Genomic DNA, 23,493 nt, shown 5'->3' with positions numbered 1-23,493 from the left:
CCAAGCGGGGAGCAACTACCAAGAAGTGCCCCGGTGCGCCTGTTCAACCGCATCGCCCAAGAACGACGATACGGCAACAGGCCCGGCGGGCGGTACGATGTGCTACGGGCTCATACGCTGGACGAGCTCTTCGGACCACATCGGCGCGCGATCTGCGCGCCCCGCCTGCAACTTTGCCCTGTATGCATCGAAAGGTGGTTTCATTCAAGCCTCCATCAACTCGAAGGACTGCGATCGTGCCCGCTTCACGGCGTCGACCTCGTTTCTTCCTGTCCAGGCTGCGGAAGGAAGATCTTTCTGGACGATACGCCCGACTGCCTGCGGCATCCTCTCTGCTGCCATAGGTGCGGGCGGCCTTTCGCAGGCCGCGAGCCACGTTTTTGTGAGCTTTTTGCTGAGAGGGAAGGGGGGACCTCAAGGGCGGCAACTCGCATTCAGAGCGAGATCGCGATGAACTGTCGATCAAGGTCATTGTCCAGCGTGGATTCGAACGGGGTCTTGCCAGTGGTCGACGCGGTTTCCCTTGAAGCCCTATTGGATGGAACGCCTGTTCGTCAGCGACTCGAACTGAGGGGATCGCTAAAGGTTCAGGTACACGAGCCGCCCTCGCTGAGCTTTCAGTTCGCGGCCTTGGAGGCTGCGCTCCCTTCAACCATCGCGTGGCTTCGTTCTATGGGACGGCATCGCGCAGACGAGTGAAGGTCTCTGCGGACACCGGCGACTCAAATCCTTACTTATGGATAGGGGTGGATAGTGCTCTGTCAGACGACAGCCTTGTGTACAAAAATCGGCTTAGGGGTGAGGACGGAACCCAATGATCAGTACGGGTGGCACCTTGCCTTGGTAGTCCGAGGGGAGTGTATCCACCTGCCTTACGGCCATCAAGACCGCGTCATCCCAGGACTTCGTTCCACTGGAGGCGAGCATCTTGAAGCTGAGAATTCTGCCGTCCGGCTCGCTTCGCACCTCAACTTCCGTGGCGGGGTTGGATCGAAGCGACGGAGCCATAAGCAGCTCCTCTGGGAAGTGGACGTACGGCTTGAAGACGGCGTTCACCCTATCTCCGTAGCTTAGCCATGGGGTCGGAGGAAGCCTTCGTGTAAGCGGGCCGACGCATCCCTTGCCGTCGGCGCTGACACATACCCGGATGCTCGCCCGGTCCGCCGCCATCAGGACGTATCGCACGTACGTCTGTCCCTTCTTATCTGTGGAGGGGCCGGTGCAATCGTCCTTGCGGTTGTCCTCGTCGACTCTCTGGGTGACCCGAATCACGGGAGGTTCTCCCTGAAGGTCCTCGGCGAGGAAGCGCCCCTTCAGCAGCTCCTGGTTACTCGAGCTGTAAAAGAATCCGGTCTTGGCGAATTCGTAGCGCTCTAGACATCTGCCTTCTGCATAGAACCAGGCGCCGAGCACACTGGCGCCCTGAGTGCTTTCTAGCGCCGCGACGCTCGGGGAAGCACCCGGGACACCTGAGGAGCGAATTGGAATTGGGGCATTGCATCCGGAGGTCAGGATCGAAGCCAGCGTAGCGAGGATGAGTGAACGCATTGACATCATTCTATGGAGGTCCGCCGGAACAGCGAGCTTGAGATTGATGGCCGTGCGGCTGCTTCGCCCCCACGCGCTGAGTGAAAATGTGGCCGGCCGTCAACGTGTAGCTGAGCTATACGGGCAGGAGGCAAGGATTCGACGTTCCCGCTGCCGATCTATTTCCGATCCGGAATTGAACTCATGAAGTTGGCTTTCAGTATTTTGATTCTCGTGACTTCGGCCCTTGGCGGATGTGCGGTGGATCGAACCAACGATGCCTCCGCGATGGGTCCTCTGGTCGTTGCCCCTCAGGCGCTTCACGGCAAAAACAAGCCGCCGATCTACCCCGCCATTGCCAAACAAAATGAACAAGAGGGTCGGGTAGTCATTCGTGTCTGGATTGACGCCGAAGGACGACCTTCGAAAGCTGGCGTTCGGGAGTCGAGCGGACACGTGACTTTGGACCAAGCAGCGTTGGATGCAGTTCGCGCTTGGGACTTCTTGCCGGGCCGTCGCAATGCCGTAACCGAGGGAATGTGGTTCAACATTCCAATCAGTTTCAAGCTAGCCGAGAGGAAGATCGTCCGCGAAGGTCTGGATGCTCCGCACGATCGACGACAAACTGAAGGAATGAAGCCGCAGGCAGGGAGAGTGCTGCCCTCCTCAATCGGAGGCGCATCTGCGCAGGACTCGCCATCTCGCATTCCGCAGAATGCGAGTGTCTGCGATCGCATCTACGCAGACATCGCCAAGGCGCCGGAGGAGCTGCAAGCGGTCTTGGATCGCTGCGACTGGGATACGGATGCCTTCGTTGTTGCGCTCGGAAACCTAAACCGGATGCCGCCCCCTGCTGGGCTCAAGTCCATAGTACTCAAATCACGCGTCGATGGACGACACGCTCTTGGCGTGACCTACGAAATTGACGTTTTCTTCAACCCGCTACAAGCGTATCCGCATCCAATCGCGTTCGCAAAACTGGAGCAGTTGATTGCAAAAGTGAGTACGGCGTATGAAGTAGATCGCATCGAGATCGTCGGCTACTCCGATCCCAACGAGCGAGAGGAACTGGCGGAGATGGCGCTAGATTCAAAGCGCGCCGAATTCATGCGCAGGTACTTTGTTGCTGCGGGTGTCCAGCCGGAGCGCATCACTACGACGACCGGCGCCTCGAGGAACGAGAACACCACAATCGGTCGTGCACGAGATCGATCGGCGGCAGTCAAGGTTCATGTGCTTCGGCAAGATTGACCCCGTCCTGAGACGACGAGCGGCCAAGACGCGACATCGCGTCGACCTCAACTTCAGCTTCCGCCCCCGCGAAGTCTTCAATCGACAAACCGCATGTCATCGACCAAGGCTTAGTCCGTTCCCTCAAACACGTGGAGCAGGATGGTTGCAGTGCTTGACCGACGGGGGCGATAGCGGTTTCCGACGGACTTCGCCGGCAGGAGGGGGTGATTCGGCAGACCGAATGCGACCAACCACCAACCGAACTTTTTCGGCGGGAGGAGGCGTCCCGCCTGCACCTCAGTCGCCGGAGCACCGTCGCGCCTTGGGATTTGGCCTATTCAAATTCGTGGCGGCCTAGCTCTGGTCAATCAATCCGATGTTACATTGGGATGTAACTATCTGTTTTTTTGAGGGCTGAAGATGGGTGGAAGAGGACGAGCGGTTCGCCGTGGCGGGACAAGTCGCACACAGCGAGGGCACTGCCGGAGAGGCGTGGATCGTGCGCTCAAACGGGCTTCCGCCATGTTGGCCGTACTTCTCCTGGCGGGATGCGGGCATCGGACGCTTTCTGACGCACCCAGCGATGGGACCCGGGTCATCATCCAATCCGTTGGCGACGTCGGGGTCCGACTTACACGCACCGACAGCAACCGGGAGGCGGCGCCGTACATCCTGAAAGTCAACGGCGCCGTGATCGGCAACGATTTGACGGGCTTGGCGACCCACGTCGTCACCAAGCCTGGGAAGGTACAGCTGTCCATCCGGTGCTTGCTTCCCGGCAGTGCCATCGATCAAGCCCCTCATAACGCGCCCGCCCCCTTTTCCAGAAGCCCAAACGGCGAAGGAAAGATCAGCGGCGTGAGTCGCCAGGCGTTTTCGCTCATCGAACTGACGGACGAATTGGCGGCCGGATCGAGCTACGACCTTCGATGCGCGGCGATCGGTGCGAATCGCGCTCGCGCGTGGCTGACTGTGAAAAAGGAAAATCAATGAGATTGCCCATTACGCTGCTTGTGACGCTGGCTCTATCCGGCTGCAACGCGCCCTACATGATGGGCGACTACAAGGCGCCGGACACCGGCCCCGCAGCAGTGCTTCAGATGAGCACGCCCCAGGCTTCCGGGATTCTTCGTTCGACCGTGTCCGGCAGTTCGTTCTGTGGGAAGACGTACTACCTCGATCGAATCAAGGTCGAGCAGGACGGCAACCAGGGCGCCTTGATGAAGATCGAGGCGGAAAAGCCCATGGACATCACCATGATCTACAGCGCGGCGTTCGAAGGCCCGTTTTGCCGGATCAACTTCTCGTTCTTTCCAAGGAGGAATGCCAAGTACGATGTCGAAGTCGATTCCGTAGGGAAATACTGCTATGTCCGAATGTTCCGCGAAGACAAGCAGAAGGGCTCGGTAACGAGGGTCAAGGACGAAACGTTCCGACAGGTCTACCCAAGCTGCACGTGAAGCCCCCCGGTGAACGGGCGATCGGTGCGGGAGTCGTTTGATGCGGGGCATCGACCGACGCAATGTGACTGGTCGCGAAAAGCTCCCTTCGCGCAGTCTCGAAGATCGACCATCAGAGCGATACAGAAGACCTTATCAACATCGACATGCGGCTCGATGTACGTCCGGAAACTTGCGTTGCAGCGCCGACATCGAGTTTCTTTCTGCACCACAGGGCAGAACCGGTCTTTGACCCCCGCAGGCACTCCGACCAGAACACTCACTTTATGACATCACTATGACCTTCCGGCACGTCACTGCAACGCTGGCCATCACTCTGTCGACTTTGGCTCTTGCCGAGGATCAGCCCACGCGCGAACCGATACCGCGGGAAGATCTTCAGTCGTTGGCTGCAACGTACCAATTGCTCCGGGACTCCTTCGTGAAGCCACTTTCCGGGGAAGAGATCATGCAGGCGGCTCTGCGCGGGATGCTGCGCGAGATCGACGACGAGGGCGGACAGTTCTTGATGAAGGAGGACCTGGCCGATCTCGCCACACCTCCGGGCTATAGAGGCGGCGCAGTGGGCCTCGAAATGCTCTCGCGCAATAGCGAAGTTACCGTGATCTCGCCCATCGCGGACAGTCCAGCGGAGAGGGCCGGCATCCGACCCAACGACGTGCTGCAGGCGATCGACGGCACGCCTATTCGGGACAACATCAAGCTAGCCTTCAGAATGCTGCGCGGCCCACTGGGCAGCAGCGTGACGCTGACAATGCGCCGCCCTGGCATCGAGGCGCCCAGGGAAATCAAGGTCGAGCGACAAAACGTGCAGGGTGCGTTCGTGCGGCTGTCGATGGTTTCTCCCGAAATTGCCGTGCTGCGCGTCTCGGGGTTCAGGGACAACACACTCCAGCAAATAGCGCGCGAGCTCAACACGCAATGGCGCACGCAGCCATTCAAGGGGTTGGTGTTGGACCTTCGGCGCAACACGGGCGGTCTACTCGATGTCGCCGTCGGCACCGCATCGCTGTTCCTGCCGGCGAAAAGCAGGGTCATGGAAACGCAGGGACGCCGCACCGAATCGAACGCCGTCTATTTCGCCGATCCTGCTTACTACGCACGAGGAACCGACCCATTCGCTGCGGTGCCCCCCGAGATCCGGGCGCTCCCGCTAGTCGTCCTCGTGGACGAAGGAACGGCCTCAGGGGCGGAGATCGTGACGGCCGCCTTGCGTGATCACAAGCGCGCGCGCATCGTTGGCCGCAAAACCTTCGGTCGCACGAGCATCCAGACCGTGACGCCGCTGGGCCCTGATCGTGCAGTGCGATACACCTCCGCCTACTGGTTTCCCCCCTCGCAAGAAAAGCTCGAAAAAATCGGTATTACGCCAGACCGCATCGTGGAAGCGGTTGATTTTCAAAAGGAAATCACCGAGGCGACTTCTGAGCTTCGCGCGAAGCTTCAGTGAGTCATGGAGGCCCGCAAGTCCCTGAGAACCTCGCTGCTCCCGCGCCTGATCGCAGCGGTACTCGCGGCGTCGACCAACAGCAGTCCGACTTTTGTAGGCGTCGAGAGGCGGCCAATGGCGGCCGCTCGTTGCGGCGCTCTTCCGGCGCGGCCATTCTGCGGCAGACCGCCTTCGTCAGTTCGTCGGCGGGTTACCTCGACTTCCGCTTTGACGCTTCGTCTGGATTCCTGCCGTTGCCATTGGCGTCGTCTCCTTGGTCGCCTTCGTCTAACCAGGCGGAATTCGACCACCGCGGAATTACGTCACGCCCGGGGCAGATTCCGGACTGTCAGGATCAAAACTGCATCCTCGCGTCGGCGGTTTTTGCAAGCGGTCTCTTGCCATGCGATGGGTAACCGATAGACTGGCTCGGCTATAAAAGTCGCGGCCCAGACTATGGGAGGCGCAATTTAGCTAGTCCTCACTTGCGCTTTCTGTCGATTTCGAATTCTTTCCATTTTATTGTGGCCAGGTTCGAGTTGACGCTCGCCACACCAACAAAGACAACCTATGGCCTTCCTTCGCGCGTCGCTGCTTGTCGTCCTGGCTTTCATGTCGGCTTGCGGAGGCGGAGGGTCCGCTGGAGGAGGTGGCAGCACGACCAGTGGCGGTGTCCAGACCCTGCAGGTTGGGTTGACTTGGCCCAATCGGGATGTCTATCTGTTCAAGGACTCCGTGGTTATGCCCGCGTTCTTCGGATTCGATGGCCACGCGCCAATCTGCGTGGCGACCGCCGGCAAGCTGCCCGCCGGTATGGTGCTCGGCAGCAATTGCGCGATCGTTGGGCGCCCCACCGAACCCGGGAGCAACTTCAACATCAGCATCCGGGTTGGCGCCTCTGGGGTGTCAAACACGATCCAGTCGACTGTCACCGTCCGCGTGCTGGCGCCTTCTGCACGCTACATGGCTCGCACGATGAGTCAGAATGCCTTCTCCATCGGCGAGACGGTGAACGATGTCGTGACGATCTCCGGATGGGAGGCGCCGGCCGACGCGGAGATTGCGTGGGTCTACACGCTCAAGAGCGGCGCTCTGCCACCAGGACTCACGCTGAACGCCAACACCGGCGCAGTGGTCGGTACCACGACCTCTGTCGGCTCCTTCTCCGCCGAAATTGGCGCGCGGATGAGCACGAAATTCGGGGCCTACGAGACGGTGGCGACGTATGCCGTCAACGTCGGCGTGCCAGGCTTCGGCTACGTCAACACGGGCGGCACGGGGCAGAGCCTTAACGGAATGAACTCGTACATCGGCCAGCCTTTCTCCGCCGAAGTCAGTCTCAGCGCCACGGCGCCTGCGGGCAGCATCCTCAAGGACTTCGCGATACCTGCTGTGCAACTACCCGCCGGGCTGACGATCGACCCCGCCACCGGTCGAATCGCCGGAACGCCGACGACGACCTCGGCAAACCTATCCATCCTGGTGAAGGCCACCATCGTCACCCCGGGCGGCGCGAGCAATCCCACCCAAACGAACTTCGGCGTGAGCGCTAGCCGACCGATCCTCATTCGCCATGTCTCGAGCACCGTGCCCGTCGGCACGGTAGGCACGCCCATCTCTCTGAATCCCATCATCACGGCGATTAGTTCACTGCCCCTGACGGCGCCGACATACAACTATGCGAAGCAGCCAGGACCGTGCTCGCTTCCGACCGGTGTTTCGATCGACCCCGCGACAGGAGTCGTGTCGGGCACCCCGGGTACGGCTGGAAATTTCATCTGCTACTTGGACATCACCATCACAAACGCGGGAATCAGTTGGCTGCAGCAATCGACCCTGCTTACCTTCGCCATCCGCTAGTGCGGCCTAACTGCGGCGACTCAATCATCAGCGAACTCCGACGCACCGGGATCGACCGTCGCGTGCTCGCTCCTCCTATGCCTGCTGATTCGGACTGGCGGTCCGGTGGCTCTGGCTCGCCTGCGATGCCTTGACGCAACATTGTCTGCAGCGCTGGGTTTGAAGCGCGTGCGCACCAACTGCGCGACCGTCAACAATCGAGTACGGATCAGTCCTTTGTTAGGGCTTGCAGCTAGAGCGGAAGTCCGCCTACGCGGCCGGAACAGGTCCGTGAGAATCCTCTTTTATTGCGCACGTACATTCACTTCCATGAGCCTCATCAGAATCAGCTTATTCTCCTTGGCTTCGCGTGTCGGTCTTCTGCTTTTGACTTTGATATTGACGAGCTGCAGTACGACCCGAACCCTTCAACCGACTTCAGCTCCTGGCGACGGGAAGGCACTCGTGTATTTCATTCGCAAGAGCTATCCGCCATATGTGCGGGAACTGCGATTGAACGTGAACGGAAACCTCGTAGCGACGATCTCGAACAATGACTTTGTGGCAGTCAATGTTCCAGTCGGAAGGAATACGATCTTGCTTGAGGTCAATGACGGCAAGCCATTCTCGTTCCAAATGCCGATCGATCGAGCGGAGCCGAAGTACGTGATTCTTACGGGAGATGTGAAGAAGGTTGGACAGGCGATGACGGGCTACCGGGAGTTCACCGTGTACTTGAACTGGATCCTAAGGGCGAATCCGGTTAGTCGGTCCGAGGCTGAATCAGCAGTCGCCGAATTCGGCAAGCGCCTAGAGTGAATGCCTGTTTTGATCGGATCGCGCTGCCACCACCCTATATTTAACATAAGCTGCATTGCATGATTTAAGCCGTTGATTTATAACGACTTTTCTTCCGCACCAAGAGATTGCCATCACGCGAGATCGCGATGGTCAGCGTGAGCTTGTGGTTGTGGTTGTAGTCCAAGACTCAGGACGTTGAGTCGGGGCGCTGCCCGGGCTCGGGCCGCCGATGCAGGCCCGCGTCAGAGCGTTCGTGTTCAAGCATTTGATCGCGCGCGTTGGGCGGCTAACTGCCCACATCGTCGTCGGGCCTCGCGCACGAGCATCGCCCAGCGACGCTCGTTCCCAACCGTGGAGCTTCGCAGACTCGTTCAGTGCCGCGGGCAACTCGCGAGGACCCGAGGGCCTCCGCCCACCGCTGGCAGCTCTAGCGGGCCCGAAATCCCAACTGCCGTCCTTCGGCGGCCGGACTCCCGGGGCGGACCCCACCTTGGCTCTGGTTACCAACGGGGCACACCCCACGGCCTGCAAAGGAATTACCTGAACTTTGTCAAACGAATTACTAGAACCGCATGTCGTTCCGTTATTCGTCACACATGCCATGTATGATGTCTTACGTATATTGTAAATATATTTCGATAATCCATTATTATCGAAAGTAAAACCTCAGGGAAGGAACCCGCATGGATCCGAGAAGTTCGAGCGCCAACATCCTCCCGATCCGCAGCGCCGGCCGCGGCATCCAGGAAGCCCAGGTTTGGGAAGCGGCCGACGCGCTGTTGCACGAAGGTCTACGCCCGACCATCGAGCGCGTGCGCCAAAAGATCGGCAGCGGCTCACCCAACACCGTGAGCCCCATGCTCGAGCGCTGGTTCGCCACGCTCGGCAAGCGCTTGGACGGCCATGGCGCAAATCTGGCCGCCGGCGAAGCGCATCAGCTGCCCCTGGGCATCGTCCAGGCCGCCAAGCTGTTCTGGGAGACCGCCCGCCGCGAAGCCGACCAAGCGCAGGTTCAGAAGACCGAGGCGACCCGCCGCGAGCTCGAGCTGCAGCGCAGCGCCCTGGCCCGGGAGGAAGCGGACCTGCAGCAGCGCGAGACCTCCTTCGAGCAGGCGCGCGTGGCGCTCGATGAAGCGCTGGCGTCCTCGCGTCAGGCGGTGACGGCCATGGAGGCCCAGATGCACGCGCAGCAGCAGGAATCCGCTCGCCTTCTCAGCGACGCCGAAGCCGAGGTGCGGCGCCTGCGCAAGGCGTTCGACGAGGCCGTGGCCAGCAAGGAAGCGCTGCGGGAGAAGGCAGCAATGGAACTGGGCACGGCGCAGCGCGACGCCAGAGAGGCCGAGCAGCGCCACGTTGCGCACGAGCGCCGGCTACTGGCCGACGTCGACCGGGAGCGGGTCGCAGCGCGCCAGGCCTCCGGGGACCTCGTCAAAGAGCAGAAGGCGCGGGCGGCAGAACACGAGGCCGCACGTACCGCGCAGGCCGCGGCAGAGCAGGCCCTCCGAGCCGAGAAGGCCGCGCACCGCGAGGCGGCCGCCACCTGGTCCCGCCAGCATCAGGAGGGCCAGGTCGAACTGGCGACACTGCGCGAGCGCGCCGCCGGGGCAGAGCAGCGGGCCACCGACCTGGCCGCGCAGCTCGAGCGCCAGCAGGGGCAGGCCGAGCGGGAGATTGCCCAACTGGGGGAGGGACACGCGGCGACGATGGCAGCCCTGCGCCAGCTCGAGGCGAGCCGAAGCAGCGAAGGAGCAGCGAAGCCCGCGCCCGGCCGTGCCGCTAGGGGCAAGAAGACGTCGGAATGAGTGCGCACGGGCAAAGACAATAGCTTTTCATGTCGCCTTTCAACGAGCAGAAGGCGGCCTAACTCGTGGATGGGCTCAGGACTGAGCTCCGACTGCCGAGGACCTATTGGACCGATTCAGGAAGATGCGCCATCTGAAGGGCATTGGGGCCCCGCCCTCGCCTCTTCTTCAGGCCCACCCTTTCCCGCCGAACAACTCGCCTATCCCTCCCCTCCCTTCGATAGACCTCCTCGACGAAGAGTTGGCCGAGCTCAACCGGCACGCGGGCGCAAACCCCCTTTCGAGGTTGCTTGCAAACCCCAGGTGGAAGGAGGAGTCGGCCATCGACTTCGCCCATACGTCTGCGCAGATCGAGGGCAACACCTATTCGCACGCGGACACCATAACCTTGCTGAAGATGGGCCGCACCGCGGGCGGAAAGAGCTTTGTTGAAGCCCAGATGATCGTCAACCTGCGCAGCGCCTACGAGTTGGTTCTAGGCGACGCCTCGGCATTGGTCCACGCGGGCGTCGAGGGCGTGAGGAGGATCCACTCCGTGTTGATGCGAGGGATCTTGCCGGACGATCAACTCGGCGCAACGCGTAAGACCCGGCGGGTACGCATCTCCGGCACAGAGTACAGGCCGCCCGACGCCCCCCCGTATCTGGACAAGCAGGCTGCCCGCGTCCAGGAGAACATTGTTCGGGCAGCCAACCCCTTCGATGCTTCGGTTTACGCAGCGTGCGCGCTCTCATGCTTGCAGCTCTTCGAGGATGGGAACAAGCGAACGTCGCGGGTCTTCCAGATCGCGATCCTGATCGCCTCTGCCGCCGATCCAGTTCCCTGTTTCGATGATCGAGGCCTACATCAGCGCCCAGCTGACTTACTACGAGATCGGTGACCTGCTAATGCATCCCCCTTCGTGCTCGACGCATACCGCAGCGCCTATCCGGTCCAAGAACCCGAGGAGCGTATCGCCGCGGCCAGCTCCGACTCCGTCGAAAGGCCCGCGCCTCCCGCCCCGGAGACTCCGGGCGGCAGCAGCAAGGGCTGAATGCGTCCGCGAGTGAATTCGATCCAGGCACACTTCCGCCTGGACTCGACTCACCCTCCGAACTAGGACCCCTGAGCCCCCTGCAACCGGTCGGCCTCTCGCGCCAGCGCTACCGCGTCAGCGACTTCCTTGGTGGAGAGCGGGCCCGCGAGCTCCACCTCGCCTGAAAGTACGCTCGCGAGTGCAGCACTACCGGCCTTCCCCGCCAGCCAAGCGAACGCTGACGTGATGGACCCGCCGCCGAACTTCGCGAGCAAGGCTTTGCCCGCAGCAAGGCGGACCGACGCGAATGGCTCGTGATCCATTGCGGCAGACGCCTGCCGCACGATGAGGGAGAACGCCTCCAGCTTGTCGGCCTCGGTCCGCAGCCGCCGGGCCTTTGCCGCGCTGTGGGCGGTGTGCCCGAGGAGCGCCGATTCGAATGCCTCGATGAATACCTGGATCTCTCGACCTTCCTCCCACCCCGAATCTCCCCGCGATAAAACCACGACGGGGCGTTGGCGTGCTGCCGTAGCGCGCGCGGCCGCCGCATTGGCCAGGTCGGCGTATGCCGGATCCCAAACAAGCAGCGGCGCATGCTGCGAGCCATGCACCGCCCAGCGGCCATCGATGTTCAGGAACCGCGTGTAGGTGCCCGGGGCCCCGCCGTTCCTGTCAAGCTCCAAGGTAGCTGAACGGTGATCAGAAAGGGTGAGCAGAAGGTACTGGCGCGGAGGCATCGGATCGCATGGGCAAGACAGGGGACACGATTGTCCACGCTCATTGGCCGCTACCCGCCCTTCTCAGTTCCGGCGGGCTCCCCCGTTCAAAGACTTCAAGAATCGACAGGCCGCGACTCATCGGCCGCGAGCTTGCCTTCAAACCTGTCTACAAGCCGTGCAGATTGGCGATTGCGATATGGCCCTATTGGCGGCTCTCTGAATCCTTCTGCCTTCCGCCGCTGAGCGGACAGAACTGCGTTGAGCGCATCGAGCGTGCCCTCAGACCGAGGCTCAAGAATAGCAACCGGCGTCAGTCCGTACTCGTGACAGAGCACCCAATGCTGACGCCAGCGGGCCAGACCCGCTTTATAGACCGGCACCCCGACTTCCTCGAGCACAGGTCGGACACTCGGCAACCAGGGCCCGGATCCCGCCAGACGATCGTGCGGAGAGTGTGGGCAGGATCGCGGGCCGTGCATGGCATGCTCGCAGGCGGCGGCGTGCGACGCCAGAAATCAGTGACGCAGTGGCGGAATGCGCCGACTGCGCGCGTTTGCAGTTGTGGAGAACTTCGTGGCTTAGATCGCAAGCTCCTTGAGCGTTTTGCCAGAGGCGACCAAGGCCTTGAACTACTTAGGGTGAGGCCCCATGCCTCCCCAGACTTGTTCATGTCCATTGGCGTATTTGGCTTTGTGATGCACCGAGGTCGCAGGAGGTGCATTGCGACCTTGGGCCATTGCGGCCTCCGTGCAATGACGGGGGCGACTCAGGCCAGTTCGCGCAGGGTTGCTTCGAGCCGGGTTCCGAGCCACACCGGCGTTTCGAACATCGGATAGTGGCCGGAGTTGGGCAGTTCCTCCACGATGGCATCGGAATACCAGCGCAGCCAGGTCCGCTCGATGGCGGCGCGGGTCAACCCCGGATCGTGCTGTCCGACGAACAGGCGCACGGGGCAGGCGCTGCCGGCGATCTCGTCTTCGAATCCCTTTCGTGCCCATTCGTTCAGGTAGGAGACGACGGCGTCCTCGCTCGATCGCTGACAGGACGCTCGTGCGACTTCGCGGGCCCAGTTTGCCGACAGCCGCTGGCCGGTGGATGCGGCGACGATGGCCTGCCGGCCGGCGACGTCGTGAGCAGCCGCCTCGAACGCGGCAAAGCGCTGCGCATCCATTCGCGACCCGCAGGCGGGCACCGGGGCGATGCCCACCAGTGCCCGGACCCGCTGGCCCGCATCTGCCAGCACCCGCTGCATCGCCATGGCGCCCATGGAATGCCCCACCAGTGTGCAGTTGTCCCAGCCTAGTTGGTCGAGGATGCGTTGCACGTCCTGCGCCACTTCGCTGAACGAGAAGTTGCCTGACTCGCCGCGGCGCGCGCCATAGCCCCGGATGTCCGGCAGGCAAGCCGACACCGCGTTCGGGTCCATGGCCTGCAGCACGGCACCCCAGTCCTGCGCGGTGCCCAGCCAGCCCGCGAGGAAGAGGACGCGGTGCCCACCCTGCCCGAAGCGCAGGCAAGAAATCGGTGCAGTCATGCCCTCACTCCCCCTTCATGCCCGTTTCGCGAATCAGCTTCTCGTAGCGGGTGAATTCGCGCGCCAGCGTCTGGCGAAAGCGCGCAGCGTCCTCGAAGGACCGGGTGAGCCCATTGGCGGCCAGCCTGGCCTGCACGTCGGGGTCGGCCATCACGGCAGCCAGTTCGCGCTCCAGTCGCTGGACCACGGCGTCGGGCGTCCTGGCAGGCACCATGACGCCCTGCCAGGCCGTCAGCTCGACACCGGGCAGCGTCTCGGCCACGCTGGGCAGCTCGGGAAACTGGGGATCGCCCCGCTTGCTGTTGGTGGTGGCGATGGCGCGCACACGGCCCGCAGCAACGTGCGGCTTCGCCGAACTCACCAGATCGAAAAGCAGGTTGATCTGGCCTCCAGCGAGGTCGGTCAAGGCTGGAGCATTGCCCTTGTACGGAACCACGGTGATGTCGACATTGCCCCGGCTCTTGAGCAGTTCGCAGCCCAGGCCAGGCGTGGCGCCCGGTGATCCGCAACTCACCTGGCCAGGCTTCTCAGCCGCCAGCTTCAGTAACTCGGGGACGCTGCGCGCAGGGAATTCACTGCTGGCGAGCAGCACGAAGCTGACCTCGGTTAGCTTGGCCACGGGCCGCAGTTCCGTGCGCGGGTCGAAGCGCAGCTTGTATAGGTAGGGGTTCTGCACCACGGTCGGCAAAGCGAAGAACAGCGCGTAGCCGTCCGCCGGCTGGTGGACCACCCACTCCATCGCGATGTTCGTCGCCGCGCCCGGCCGGTTCTCGATCACGACCGGTTGGCCGAGGCGTGCACTCAATTTCTCGCCGACGAGGCGCGCCGTCGTGTCCGCGCCCGCCCCGGCCGGATACGGCACCACCAGCTTGACAGGCCGCTCGGGCCAGGCCGCCGCCGCGGACACTGCCGGCGCTGCCACCGGGCCGAGGAGAGTGGCAAGCACGAGCGCGCAGGCCGCGCGGAAGGCTCTCGGATTGTTCATGACGTTTCCTTCATGGATTCGGGCGGGCAAGCTCAGGAACGCAGACGCCAGCGGCCACGGTCGTCGCGATCCAGCCGCCCTTCGGCGCCCTGCGACTCCAGCCAGCGCACCAGTTCCCGGCCATCGCGGCTGCCGGTGGCCCGCATCAGCTCGGCGAACGTCTTCGCCCCTTCGGCCAGCGCGACCTCCGGGCTGCGCACGGGAGCGTCGGCCGGCGCTACCTGTGGCGGAGTGGGCACCAGGTATTCCATGCTGCGCTGCTCGCCCGGCGCGAGCAACGGCAGGGTGAGGTCGAAGCCCAGCTTGCTCCCAGCGCGCGCGCCCCGCAGCGACGGATCCAATGGCATTGCCCGCATGCCATCCATGGCTACCAGGTCGCGGCCGGCCTGGAAACGCGTCGCCAGCGCCCACTCCATCTCGGCGTCGGAGAAGATGTCGATGTCGGGGTCGACCACGAACACGTGCTTGATGTTGGCTTGGCATGCGAACGCCGCGGCGATGGCGTTGCGCGCCTCGCCAGGTACGCGCTGCTGCAGTGCCACGCGCAGGTTGAACATGCCGCCGGTCGCCGCGCTGGCGTAGACCGCCTTCAGTTCGCGCACGGCCAGCTGGATCGACTGCCACGCGGTCACCTCGGTGCGCAAGGCGCAGAGCTGCGCGGTGTCGGTGCGGTCCATGTTCCGGCCGCTGATCGTGAGGGTCTGGAACACCGGATCGCGCCGGTGCGTGATCGCCGTCAGGTGGAACACCGGGTTGCGCTTGACACCGCCGTAGTAGCCCAGGAATTCGCCATAGGGCCCTTCCGGGTCCACGTGGCCGCGTTCGTCGAGGTAGCCTTCGAGCACGTATTCGGCATCGGCCGGCACCAGCAGGTCGCTGGTGATGCACTTGACCACGCCCAGCGGCGCGCCGCGCAGGGAGGCCAGCAAACCCATCTCGTCGACCGGCATGCGCATGGTGGCGGCGACGTAGTCGATCGGGTTGGCGCCCACTACGAAGGCCACCGGCATCGGCTGCTTGCGCTGCGCGTACCCGAGGTACAGGGCGCGCATGTCCGAAGGCGCCACCAGGTCCACGCCCGCCTTGCGGCGACCGCGCAGCATCAGACGGCGCACGCCGATATTGGTCCAGCCATTGGACGGGTCGCGCGAGAAGTCGATCGCGCCGATGTAGGGCGCGCCATCCAGCTCGTGCTGCAGGTGCACCGGCAGTTGCGTGAGGTCGGCGGCGTCCCCCTCCAGCACGACCTCCTGCACCGGGGCATCGGCGCGCTGCACCGTGACGATCGGCTGCGCCTTGCGCAGGCGGCGCAGCACCTCGGTCACGAGGTCGCCCGGCGTCGAGCCGAAAGCCTGCGCCACACGTTCGCGACTGCCCATCACGTTGCCAACCAGTTCGGGCCCTTCGCCGCCCGGCTGCGCGAAGAATTGCGCCGCGGCTGCGCCTTCCAGCGCGACGGCGACATCAGCCAGTGCGGTGACGCCATGCCGTTGCAGCTGTTCGGGGCCGAGCGCGTCGAGGAAGCGTCGGAGGCGGAATTGTTCGAGGTTTGGGTTCATTCGGCTTCAATCCCTGCAAGCTTGACCAGCGCGCCCCAGCGCGCGGTATCAGTGGTAACGCGTTGGGCCAGTTCGGCCGGCGTGGAGGATTCGGGTTCGGCGCCGATGCTGCGCAGCGATTCGGCGAGTTGCGGATCCTGCAGCGCGCGCTGGACCAGCGAGGCCATGCGCGCGTTGTGTTCGGGCGCCACACCGGCCGGCTGGAACACCGCGAACCATGCGGTCAGGTCGTACTTGGGGACCCCTGCTTCGGCCATAGTCGGCACCTGCGGCAGGGCCGCCATGCGGTGCGAACCGCTGACCGCCAGCGCGCGCAGCTTGCCCGCGCGCACCAACGGAATGGCCAGCGTCGCATCGGCGAACACCAGTTGCAGGCGCCCGCCCATCAGGTCGGTCATGGCGGGCGGGACGCTCTTGTAGGGCACGGCAAGCATGTCGGTGCCGGTCAGCGTCTTGAACATCGCGCCAGCGACCAGTCCGGTGGCGTTGCCGGTGCCATAGGCCCAGCGGCCCGGCTCCCGGCGCAGCGCCGTCACCAGTTCCTTCACGCTGGTGACGTTGACCGTCTTCGGGTCGCCGACCAGGACGAAGCCGAGCGTGGCGACGCTGCTCACCGGAGCGAAGTCCTTCACCGGGTCGAAGGGCAGCTTCTTGAACAGGTGGATGTTGGCCGCGTGCGTGGAGTTGGGCGTGAACAGGATGGTGTTAGCGTCCCCGCGGGCAGCGGCGACGGCCTGCGCCGCAAGATTGCCCAGGGCACCGGGCCGGTTATCCACCACCACCGGCTGGCCGGCGAGCACCTCAATGCGGTGCGCCAACTGGCGCGCCGCGGTATCGATGCCGCTGCCGGCGGCATAGCCGACGAACATGCGCAGCGGCTTGTCCGGCCACGCGCCGGCGGCGCTGGGTTGGGCGAAGCTGGCCGCCGGCAGCGCGGCGGCGGCCAGGGCAAGCAGATGGCGGCGGCGAATCGTCGTCGAGTTGGAAAGGTGCATCGAAAGCTCCGGGTTCATCAATAGCGCGCCGACAGCGCGGTGGCGCACAGGTGGGCCGCGAAGGCGCTCGCCCCCTGCGGGTTCATGGCCGGTGCGTGGGCCAGGTACTGCTTGCAGGCGCGCAGGGCTACGGGCGAGCCTGCGGCCAGCGTGGCAATGAGCGCCTGGGCTTCCTGCTCCAGCCGGGCCGCCGGAGCCGTCCAGCTCACCAGGCCGCCGGCCTGCGCCTCGCTGCCGGACCACTCGCGGCGGCTGAGAACCAGCCAGGCCAGCGACTTGGGCGGCACGCGGTCGCACAGCGCCGCCATCACCAGCGTGGGCGGGATGTCGCGCTCCATCTCGGGCACCTGGAAGCAGCTGTCTTCCGCCGCCAGCGTCAGGTCGCACAAGGCGGCCAGCGCGGTGCCGACACCGATCGCGCGTCCCTGCACGATGGCCAGGGTGGGCACCGGGGTGGCCTTGATCGCGTCGTAGAGGTCAAGCGCAGGCTGCGCCACCAGTTGGCGCAGGCGCTCGCTGGACGGCGGCGGCGCGCCCTTGGCTGGCGTGGGCGACACCCGGCCGGCGCAGAAGTCCGCGCCGGCGCCGCGCAGCACCACGAGCCGGACCTGGGGGTCCAGGCCCGTCAGCGCCGCGATGATGGCCTCGCCCATGGGCGCGCTGACGAGGTTGCCGTTGTCCGGCGTGTTGAGGGTGATGTGCAGCACGTTGCCGTCGCGGCGCACGCGCACCGCGTCCAGGCTGCCGCCGTCGTTGTCATGCATGGCGAAGCTCCTGCGATTTCCGGATCAGTTCCCACAGCGCGAGCGCGGTGGCGGGCATGGGGATTTCTTCCCGGGTGTGCGCCGACAGCGCGTCCGCCAGGGCATTGAAGGTGGTCGCGGTAGCCGGGGTGATGCCCGACTCGCCGCCACCCTTGACGCCCAGCGGATTGCCGTGCGTGGGGTCGTTGGTGAGTTCGATCGTAAGGGGCGGCAGCAGGCCGGCACGCGGCAGCCGATAGTCCATGAAGGAACCGGCCAGCACCTGACCCTTGCCGTCGATGGCGTAGTGCTCGCCCAGCGCCTGGCCCAGCCCCTGCGCCAGTCCGCCGTGGATCTGGCCTTCCAGGATCAGTGGATTGATCGCCCGGCCAACGTCGTCGACGGCAGCGTAGCGCAGCAGCTCGACCTCCCCGGTATCGACATCGACCTCCAGCTCGCACACGGCCGCGCCGGTGGGATAGGCGGGCATGCGGCCGAAGAACTCTGCCACGACCGCCAGCCGCTTGCAGGCGCGGTCGTCCGGCAGTCCGTGCTGAGCCACGTGGCGGGCGAGGTCGGCCCAGCTAAGCACGCGATCGAACCACCACTTGCGTTTCAGCACGAAGCCATCGCCATGCCGCTGCAGGCGCTGCGGATCCGCTTTCGCCAGATCGGCGGCGACGAGGCGCGAGCGCTCCAGCAGCCGCGCCGAAGCCTCCACCAGCAGCGTGCCGGCCAAGCGCATCGAGCGGTCGGAATGGGTGCCGCCGCCGACCTTGACGAACTCCGTGTCGCCGGTTCGCAGGTGCATGCGCTCGGGTGGCAGGCCCAGGTGCTCGGCGAGCACCTGCAGGAAGCTGGTCTCGTGCCCCTGGCCGGTGGACTGGGTGCCGGACACGATGTCCAGCTGGCCGTCGGGCCGCATCTCCAGCTCGATGCGTTCGCGCGGAGCGCCCACCGGCGACTCGATGTAGTTCGCCAAGCCAATGCCGCGCAGCTTGCCGCGCGCGGCGGAAGCCTCGCGCCGCCGTGCGAAGCCGGCCCAGTCGGCCAACTGCAGCACCCGATCCATGTTGGCCTGGAAGTCGCCGGCGTCATAGGGCAGACCCATGGGGCTCAGGCGCGGCAGCGTGTGGCGGGGAATCAGGTTGCGCCGGCGGATTTCGATGCGATCGATACCAAGTTCGCGCGCCGCGACGTCGAGCACGCGCTCAATGGCATGCATCGCCTCGGGCCGCCCTGCTCCCCGGTATGGGCCGGTGGGCACGGTGTTGCTCATCGCCGCCGAGATCTTCACGGCAACCGCGGGCACGTCGTACACGCTGGTCGTCACGCGCGAGGAGTTCGACATCGGAACGTACGACACCGCGTGGGCGCCGACGTTGCCGGCCAGATGGTTGTCCAGTGCAAGAATGCGCCCCTGCGCATCGAAGGCGACGGCCGCGCGGATCAGCAGGTCACGCCCCTGGTAGTCGCTGACGAAGGCTTCGCTGCGGTCGCTGGTCCACTTGACAGGCCGGCCTACCCGGCGGGCGCCCCAGAGCACGGCGACCGGCTCCATGTTGAGCGCGTAGCGCGGGCCGAAGCCGCCGCCGACGTCGGGGCTGACCACGCGCAGGCGTTCCGGCGCCATGCCCAGTGCGTCGGTGAGCATCATGTGCTGCCGGTTCACGCCCTGACTGCCGGCGACCAGCAGCCACCGGTCCTGTGCGGCGTCGTAGTGGCCCAGGGCCGAGCGGGGCTCCATCTGGCAGTTCACGATGCGGCTGTTGCGGAACTCGCGGCGCACCACGCAGGCGGCGCCGGCGAACGCGGCATCCACGGCCGCGCGATCGCCCAGTTCCGTTTCGAAGCAAAGGTTGCGCGGCAGGTCGTCGTACAGCTGCGGTGCGCCCTCGGCCAGCGCGTCGTCCGCGCGCACCACGGCCGGCAGCACCTCGTAGTCGATGGCGACGGCCTCCGCCGCATCGCGAGCCTGGTGAACGGTTTCCGCCACTACCATCACGAGCGCTTCGCCGACATGGCGGACCTTGTCGATCGCAAGCGGCCACTGCCGACGCTCGTAGATCCGGCCGGTGCTCGAGCGAGTAAAGGCCTTGGCGCGGGCGTCGACCGCGTCGACGGGATTGGGGATGTGGTCGATGCCGCGGTGGCCGTCGTCCGCATAGTCACGGCCCGTGAGCACCGCGATCACGCCGGGCATGCCGCTCGCTGCGGCCGTTTCGATGGCGACGATGCGCGCGTGCGCATGCGGCGAGCGCACAAATGCGGCCCAGGTCTGGCCCGGCAGGTCCATGTCGTCGGTGTACTGGCCGCGGCCCGTGATCAGGCGGCCGTCCTCGCGTCGCGGCAGTGGCTGGCCGATCATGCCGTCGTCTCCCTGTGCGTCGGTGCGCCGAGCGCGTGGGCGGCTTCCTTCACCGCTTCGAAGATGTGGACGTAGCCGGTGCAGCGGCACAGGTTGCCCTCGAGGGCGCGTTCGATGCTGGCGTCGTCCACCATGCAGCCGCTGCGCAGCAGGCCGTCGGCGGCCATGATCATGCCAGGCGTGCAGAAGCCGCATTGCAGGGCATGGCAGCGGTTGAACGCCTGCTGCAGCGCGTGCAGCCCGCCAACGGGCGCCAGGCCTTCGATCGTCGTGACCGCGCCGCCACTGGCCTGCGCCGCCAGCACGGTGCAGGACTTCACGGCCATGCCATCGAGGTTGACAGTGCAGGCGCCGCACTGCGTGGTGTCGCAGCCGACGTGGGTGCCGGTCAGCCCCAGGTCCTTGCGCAGGAAGTCCACCAGCAGCGTGCGGCTGTCGACCTGCCGCTCCACCGCGCGGCCGTTGACTGTCAGTTGCACGCGGGCGAGTCCGGCCGACGTCACGCCGTCATCGACTTCCCGTGCGGCCGGCGCGAAAGCCGTGGCGCCCCCGCTGAGAAGGGCTGTGAAGCACGAGAAGAACTGGTCGGCCATTTTCTGCGCCACGCCGGCGACCAGCCGGGAGCCGATCTGCGCCAGCTTGCCCCCGACCTGGGCCTGGGCCGTGTAGTCCAGCCGGGTGTCGCCGGCTTCGTCGCACAGCCGCACACGCGCCTCCAGCTTGCCGAAGCCGGCGACTCCACCCTGCCCCTCGCCCTTCAAGCGGTAGCCCACGAGCGGCTCGATGTCGAGCAGCTGCACGCTGCCGGTGAAGCGCGCCTTGACCGGCCCCACGGCGGCCAGCACGACGGCCTGCCACTCGGAAGGACCGGTGAACTCGAACTGCTCGCAGCCCTGGATGCATCGCTGCAGCATCGCCGGGTCGTTGAGCGCGGCCCACACGGCGGCACGCCGGGCGGGGATGAGTTGGGTTCCGGTGAATTCCATGCGGGTATCAGTCCTTGATGGCCACGGGGGACGCGGACAGCTGTCCGAGCGCGCGGTCCAGCAGCACGCCGGCCAAGTGCGCGCGGTAAGCGGGCGTTCCGGCGAGGTCGTCGTTGAGCCCTTCAGGGGCGAGTCGTAGTTGCTGGATGGCGAGCAGCGCGTCCGCTGGACGGGAAGACAGACGTGCCTCGGCTTCCGTCCAGCGCAGCACGCAAGGCGCAGCGCCAGTCAACGCGACGCGCACGCCGGCAGACGTTTCCGCCAGGAACAGCCCCACCAGCGCGTAGCCGGAAGCCGGATGGCGGTGCTTGCAGTAGACGGCGCGCTGCGGCAGCGGGAATTCGACCGCGGTGACGATTTCTCCCGCCTCCAGCGTCGTGCTGAACATGCCGGTGAAGAAATCGTCCGCGGCGATGCGGCGGCGGTCGGTGACGACCGTCGCGCCCAGACCGAGCACGGCCGACGGGTAGTCGGCGGCCGGGTCGTTGTTGGCGATCGAGCCACCCAGCGTGCCGCGCTGACGCACCTGGGCATCGCCGATCAAGCCGGCCAGCTCGGCCAGCGCAGGGATCGCCTGGCGCACCACCGGCGAGGCCGCGACCTGCGCATGCGGAGTGGCAGCGCCGACGCTCAGCACGCCGCCCTGATAGGCGATGCCGTGCAGGCCGTCGAGCCGCGCCAGGTCCACCAGATGCGATGGGCGCGCGAGCCGGTGCTTGAGCGTGGGCAGGAGGGTCATGCCGCCGGACAGCGGCCTCGCCTGCGCGTGCGCGCGCAGCAGGCGCACGGCTTCAGCGAGGTCCTGGGGGCGTTCGTAGCGGAAGGGATACATGGGACCTGGAAAGGAGGCGTCAGCGCCGTGCGCACTCGTCGGCGGCCCGCGCGGCGCGGATGCCGGCCCAGCGGCGCACGGACTGCGTATCGATGTCGAATAGATCGAGACAGCGTCCGACGGTGTGGTCGATCATTTCGGCGATGGACTGGGGCCGGGCATAGAGAGCTGGCACGGGCGGCATGATCACGGCGCCGTTCTCTCCGGCCTGCAGCATCGCCTTGAGGTGGCCGTTGTGCAGGGGCGTTTCGCGCAACATCAGCACCAACCGTCGGCGCTCTTTCAGCACGACGTCGGCCGCGCGCGTGAGCAATCCCGAGGTATTGCCGTACGCGATCTCGGACAGCGAGCGGATGGAGCAGGGAGCGACCACCATCCCCATCGTCTTGAACGATCCAGAAGAGATGGTGGCGCCGATGTTCCCGGGATAGTGGACCTCGGCGGCCAACGCCTCGATCTCCTTCAGGCCCATGTCGCATTCGGCGGCCACCGTCATGCGGGCCGATTCGCTTATGACGAGGTGCGTCTCGATCCCCGAGCCTTGGAGCATCTGCAGGATACGGATGCCGTATGCCGCGCCGGACGCGCCACTGATGCCTACGATGAGGCGGCGGGGGGAGGCTGGTACGGACGGTACGTTCGGATTCATGGATGTCTCTCGGGGGACGCGGGCCGTGATGATGGGCGAACCAGCTCCCGAACGCGAGCGACTCTTGTGAGCAATGCTCACAATCTGCCTCAGGCCGACCGTTTTAGCGCGTGCAACAGCTGGGCGAGCGAACGCTCGGTGTCCTCGCCCTCCTTGCGCAGCCATTGCGTGAAGTTCTCGATCACCGGGTCTCCGTGCCAGCCCGGCGCGATGAGGGCGAAGTACTGGCGCTTGCGCGCGAGTTCCGCCCCGAACGGGGCGCACAGCTTCCCGGTGATGACGTCGTCCGCCACCATCGACAGCGGCGCCAGGACGACGCCCAATCCTTCGGCCGCCGCCTGGATCGCCAGGTACATCTGCTCGAACTGCAGCACGTGGGCCGGTCGCAGCAGCGGCTGCTGCGCCAGTGCCAGCCACTCGGCCCAGGGCAGCGGCTCGTTCCGGTAGCTCAGGACGGTCTGCTGCCTGAGATTCTCCGGCCGCTGCAGCTGCGCGGATTCCAGCAGGTCCGGGTGGCAGATGGGCAAGATCGTCTCCGTCATGAACGGCATCGCCACCTGCTCTTCGGGTTGGCGGAAGGCGCCCCGGATCGCCACCTGGTCGATGTCGAAGTTCGGCGGCCCCGCGGAGGTCGTGAGCTTGACTTCGACCCCGGGAAGCCGCCGGTGGAAGTTCGACAGCCGCGGGATCAGCCAGCGGATCATGATCGTGGGCGGCGCATTCACGCTGAGCGCGCGCGTCTCCCTGTGTTCCTGCAGGTAACTGGCCGCCACGGAGATGCGATCCAGCGCCGGGGTGACCGCCGCCAGCAGCGTACGGCCGGCGCTGGTAAGGCCGAGCGGCGCCAAGGAGCGCTCGAACACCGCCGTTCCCAGCCACTCCTCCAGGGCGGCGACCTGCTTGCTGATGGCGCCGTGCGTCACGCCAAGCTCGCGCGCCGCCTCGCTCATGCTCACGTGCCGGGCAGCGGCCTCGAAGGCACGCACGGCGTTCAATGGCGGCAGTTTTCGCATGCCG

At 65.2% G+C, this 23,493-nt stretch carries 20 protein-coding genes and 1 pseudogene; 8 read left to right on the top strand and 13 right to left on the bottom strand.

The features are described 5' to 3' along the window. Nucleotides 1-792 precede the first annotated feature (792 nt). On the bottom strand, nt 793-1,548 hold the full coding sequence (locus QTI33_RS07860; RefSeq protein WP_286505237.1) for a TonB C-terminal domain-containing protein: 756 nt from the start codon (nt 1,546-1,548) through the stop codon (nt 793-795). A gap of 183 nt (nt 1,549-1,731) precedes the next feature. On the opposite strand from QTI33_RS07860, the gene QTI33_RS07855 reads away from it, so the two are divergent. The 8 genes from QTI33_RS07855 (at nt 1,732) to QTI33_RS07820 (ending at nt 10,971) form a co-directional block, all read left to right on the top strand. Then, the gene (locus QTI33_RS07855) at nt 1,732-2,778 is read left to right on the top strand and encodes a TonB family protein (protein ID WP_286505236.1); all 1,047 of its coding nucleotides are present in this window, start codon (nt 1,732-1,734) and stop codon (nt 2,776-2,778) included. 504 nt (nt 2,779-3,282) lie between these two features. Beyond that, entirely contained in the window at nt 3,283-3,753 is a 471-nt protein-coding gene (locus QTI33_RS07850) for an LPS-assembly lipoprotein LptE (RefSeq protein WP_286505235.1), read from the top strand. Beyond that, nucleotides 3,750-4,220: a hypothetical protein gene (locus tag QTI33_RS07845; protein ID WP_286505234.1), complete on the top strand. Its 471-nt coding sequence runs from the start codon at nt 3,750-3,752 to the stop codon at nt 4,218-4,220. Before QTI33_RS07850 ends, QTI33_RS07845 begins: the two co-directional genes overlap by 4 nt. A 277-nt stretch (nt 4,221-4,497) precedes the next feature. Further along, nucleotides 4,498-5,670 carry a S41 family peptidase gene (locus tag QTI33_RS07840; protein WP_286505233.1) on the top strand — a complete coding sequence of 391 codons (1,173 nt, stop codon included), beginning with the start codon at nt 4,498-4,500 and terminating at the stop codon, nt 5,668-5,670. 549 nt (nt 5,671-6,219) lie between these two features. Then, nucleotides 6,220-7,509: an Ig domain-containing protein gene (locus QTI33_RS07835; RefSeq protein ID WP_286505232.1), complete on the top strand. Its 1,290-nt coding sequence runs from the start codon at nt 6,220-6,222 to the stop codon at nt 7,507-7,509. Nucleotides 7,510-7,818: 309 nt separating this feature from the next. Continuing rightward, on the top strand, nt 7,819-8,307 hold the full coding sequence (locus QTI33_RS07830; protein ID WP_286505231.1) for a hypothetical protein: 489 nt from the start codon (nt 7,819-7,821) through the stop codon (nt 8,305-8,307). 665 nt (nt 8,308-8,972) lie between these two features. Beyond that, complete coding sequence (locus QTI33_RS07825) at nt 8,973-10,091, top strand: DNA-binding protein (protein WP_286505230.1); 1,119 nt, start codon at nt 8,973-8,975, stop codon at nt 10,089-10,091. 124 nt (nt 10,092-10,215) lie between these two features. Further along, nucleotides 10,216-10,971 carry a Fic family protein gene (locus tag QTI33_RS07820; RefSeq protein ID WP_286505229.1) on the top strand — a complete coding sequence of 252 codons (756 nt, stop codon included), beginning with the start codon at nt 10,216-10,218 and terminating at the stop codon, nt 10,969-10,971. Nucleotides 10,972-11,186: 215 nt separating this feature from the next. Here QTI33_RS07820 and QTI33_RS07815 read toward each other — a convergent pair whose 3' ends face one another. The 12 genes and pseudogenes from QTI33_RS07815 to QTI33_RS07760 all read right to left on the bottom strand — a co-directional run bounded on the left by QTI33_RS07815 (nt 11,187) and on the right by QTI33_RS07760 (nt 23,489). Then, nucleotides 11,187-11,843 (bottom strand): hypothetical protein, encoded by a 657-nt coding sequence (locus QTI33_RS07815; protein ID WP_286505228.1) that lies wholly within the window; start codon nt 11,841-11,843, stop codon nt 11,187-11,189. A gap of 748 nt (nt 11,844-12,591) precedes the next feature. After that, nucleotides 12,592-13,359, bottom strand: coding sequence for an alpha/beta fold hydrolase (locus QTI33_RS07810; protein ID WP_286505227.1), 768 nt, complete (start codon nt 13,357-13,359; stop codon nt 12,592-12,594). Between the two features lie 4 nt (nt 13,360-13,363). Next, nucleotides 13,364-14,344 (bottom strand): Bug family tripartite tricarboxylate transporter substrate binding protein, encoded by a 981-nt coding sequence (locus QTI33_RS07805; RefSeq protein ID WP_286505226.1) that lies wholly within the window; start codon nt 14,342-14,344, stop codon nt 13,364-13,366. Between the two features lie 32 nt (nt 14,345-14,376). Continuing rightward, nucleotides 14,377-15,903: a UbiD family decarboxylase gene (locus tag QTI33_RS07800; protein WP_286505225.1), complete on the bottom strand. Its 1,527-nt coding sequence runs from the start codon at nt 15,901-15,903 to the stop codon at nt 14,377-14,379. Beyond that, nucleotides 15,900-16,916, bottom strand: coding sequence for a Bug family tripartite tricarboxylate transporter substrate binding protein (locus QTI33_RS07795; protein WP_286505224.1), 1,017 nt, complete (start codon nt 16,914-16,916; stop codon nt 15,900-15,902). Before QTI33_RS07795 ends, QTI33_RS07800 begins: the two co-directional genes overlap by 4 nt. Further along, on the bottom strand, nt 16,916-17,662 hold the full coding sequence (locus tag QTI33_RS07790) for an enoyl-CoA hydratase/isomerase family protein (protein WP_286505223.1): 747 nt from the start codon (nt 17,660-17,662) through the stop codon (nt 16,916-16,918). The genes QTI33_RS07795 and QTI33_RS07790 overlap by 1 nt, the downstream gene beginning before the upstream one ends. Further along, a complete protein-coding gene (locus tag QTI33_RS07785; RefSeq protein WP_286505222.1) occupies nt 17,655-20,009 on the bottom strand; it encodes a xanthine dehydrogenase family protein molybdopterin-binding subunit in 2,355 nt (784 codons plus the stop codon). Before QTI33_RS07785 ends, QTI33_RS07790 begins: the two co-directional genes overlap by 8 nt. Beyond that, entirely contained in the window at nt 20,006-20,512 is a 507-nt protein-coding gene (locus tag QTI33_RS07780) for a (2Fe-2S)-binding protein (RefSeq protein ID WP_444814828.1), read from the bottom strand. The genes QTI33_RS07785 and QTI33_RS07780 overlap by 4 nt, the downstream gene beginning before the upstream one ends. A gap of 69 nt (nt 20,513-20,581) precedes the next feature. Further along, a pseudogene (locus tag QTI33_RS07775) lies at nt 20,582-20,995 on the bottom strand (SRPBCC family protein); the annotation flags it as partial. A gap of 7 nt (nt 20,996-21,002) precedes the next feature. Beyond that, a complete protein-coding gene (locus tag QTI33_RS07770; protein ID WP_286505221.1) occupies nt 21,003-21,827 on the bottom strand; it encodes an FAD binding domain-containing protein in 825 nt (274 codons plus the stop codon). Nucleotides 21,828-21,846: 19 nt separating this feature from the next. Next, nucleotides 21,847-22,476 (bottom strand): UbiX family flavin prenyltransferase, encoded by a 630-nt coding sequence (locus QTI33_RS07765; protein ID WP_286505220.1) that lies wholly within the window; start codon nt 22,474-22,476, stop codon nt 21,847-21,849. 89 nt (nt 22,477-22,565) lie between these two features. Beyond that, nucleotides 22,566-23,489: a LysR substrate-binding domain-containing protein gene (locus tag QTI33_RS07760; protein WP_286505219.1), complete on the bottom strand. Its 924-nt coding sequence runs from the start codon at nt 23,487-23,489 to the stop codon at nt 22,566-22,568. Nucleotides 23,490-23,493: the final 4 nt, after the last annotated feature.

Source organism: Variovorax davisae, from assembly GCF_030316845.1.
GTDB lineage: Bacteria > Pseudomonadota > Gammaproteobacteria > Burkholderiales > Burkholderiaceae_C > Variovorax > Variovorax davisae.
The sequence above is the reverse complement of the archived record's forward strand: the minus strand, read 5'-3'. Positions and strand labels throughout refer to the sequence as shown.

Coding starts and splice junctions, on each gene's coding strand:
- QTI33_RS07860 (WP_286505237.1), bottom strand. CDS start 1,548: ATGCGTTCACTCATCCTCGCTACGCTGGCTTCGATCCTGACCTCCGGA.
- QTI33_RS07855 (WP_286505236.1), top strand. CDS start 1,732: ATGAAGTTGGCTTTCAGTATTTTGATTCTCGTGACTTCGGCCCTTGGC.
- QTI33_RS07850 (WP_286505235.1), top strand. CDS start 3,283: ATGTTGGCCGTACTTCTCCTGGCGGGATGCGGGCATCGGACGCTTTCT.
- QTI33_RS07845 (WP_286505234.1), top strand. CDS start 3,750: ATGAGATTGCCCATTACGCTGCTTGTGACGCTGGCTCTATCCGGCTGC.
- QTI33_RS07840 (WP_286505233.1), top strand. CDS start 4,498: ATGACCTTCCGGCACGTCACTGCAACGCTGGCCATCACTCTGTCGACT.
- QTI33_RS07835 (WP_286505232.1), top strand. CDS start 6,220: ATGGCCTTCCTTCGCGCGTCGCTGCTTGTCGTCCTGGCTTTCATGTCG.
- QTI33_RS07830 (WP_286505231.1), top strand. CDS start 7,819: ATGAGCCTCATCAGAATCAGCTTATTCTCCTTGGCTTCGCGTGTCGGT.
- QTI33_RS07825 (WP_286505230.1), top strand. CDS start 8,973: ATGGATCCGAGAAGTTCGAGCGCCAACATCCTCCCGATCCGCAGCGCC.
- QTI33_RS07820 (WP_286505229.1), top strand. CDS start 10,216: ATGCGCCATCTGAAGGGCATTGGGGCCCCGCCCTCGCCTCTTCTTCAG.
- QTI33_RS07815 (WP_286505228.1), bottom strand. CDS start 11,843: ATGCCTCCGCGCCAGTACCTTCTGCTCACCCTTTCTGATCACCGTTCA.
- QTI33_RS07810 (WP_286505227.1), bottom strand. CDS start 13,359: ATGACTGCACCGATTTCTTGCCTGCGCTTCGGGCAGGGTGGGCACCGC.
- QTI33_RS07805 (WP_286505226.1), bottom strand. CDS start 14,344: ATGAACAATCCGAGAGCCTTCCGCGCGGCCTGCGCGCTCGTGCTTGCC.
- QTI33_RS07800 (WP_286505225.1), bottom strand. CDS start 15,903: ATGAACCCAAACCTCGAACAATTCCGCCTCCGACGCTTCCTCGACGCG.
- QTI33_RS07795 (WP_286505224.1), bottom strand. CDS start 16,916: ATGAACCCGGAGCTTTCGATGCACCTTTCCAACTCGACGACGATTCGC.
- QTI33_RS07790 (WP_286505223.1), bottom strand. CDS start 17,662: ATGCATGACAACGACGGCGGCAGCCTGGACGCGGTGCGCGTGCGCCGC.
- QTI33_RS07785 (WP_286505222.1), bottom strand. CDS start 20,009: ATGATCGGCCAGCCACTGCCGCGACGCGAGGACGGCCGCCTGATCACG.
- QTI33_RS07770 (WP_286505221.1), bottom strand. CDS start 21,827: ATGTATCCCTTCCGCTACGAACGCCCCCAGGACCTCGCTGAAGCCGTG.
- QTI33_RS07765 (WP_286505220.1), bottom strand. CDS start 22,476: ATGAATCCGAACGTACCGTCCGTACCAGCCTCCCCCCGCCGCCTCATC.
- QTI33_RS07760 (WP_286505219.1), bottom strand. CDS start 23,489: ATGCGAAAACTGCCGCCATTGAACGCCGTGCGTGCCTTCGAGGCCGCT.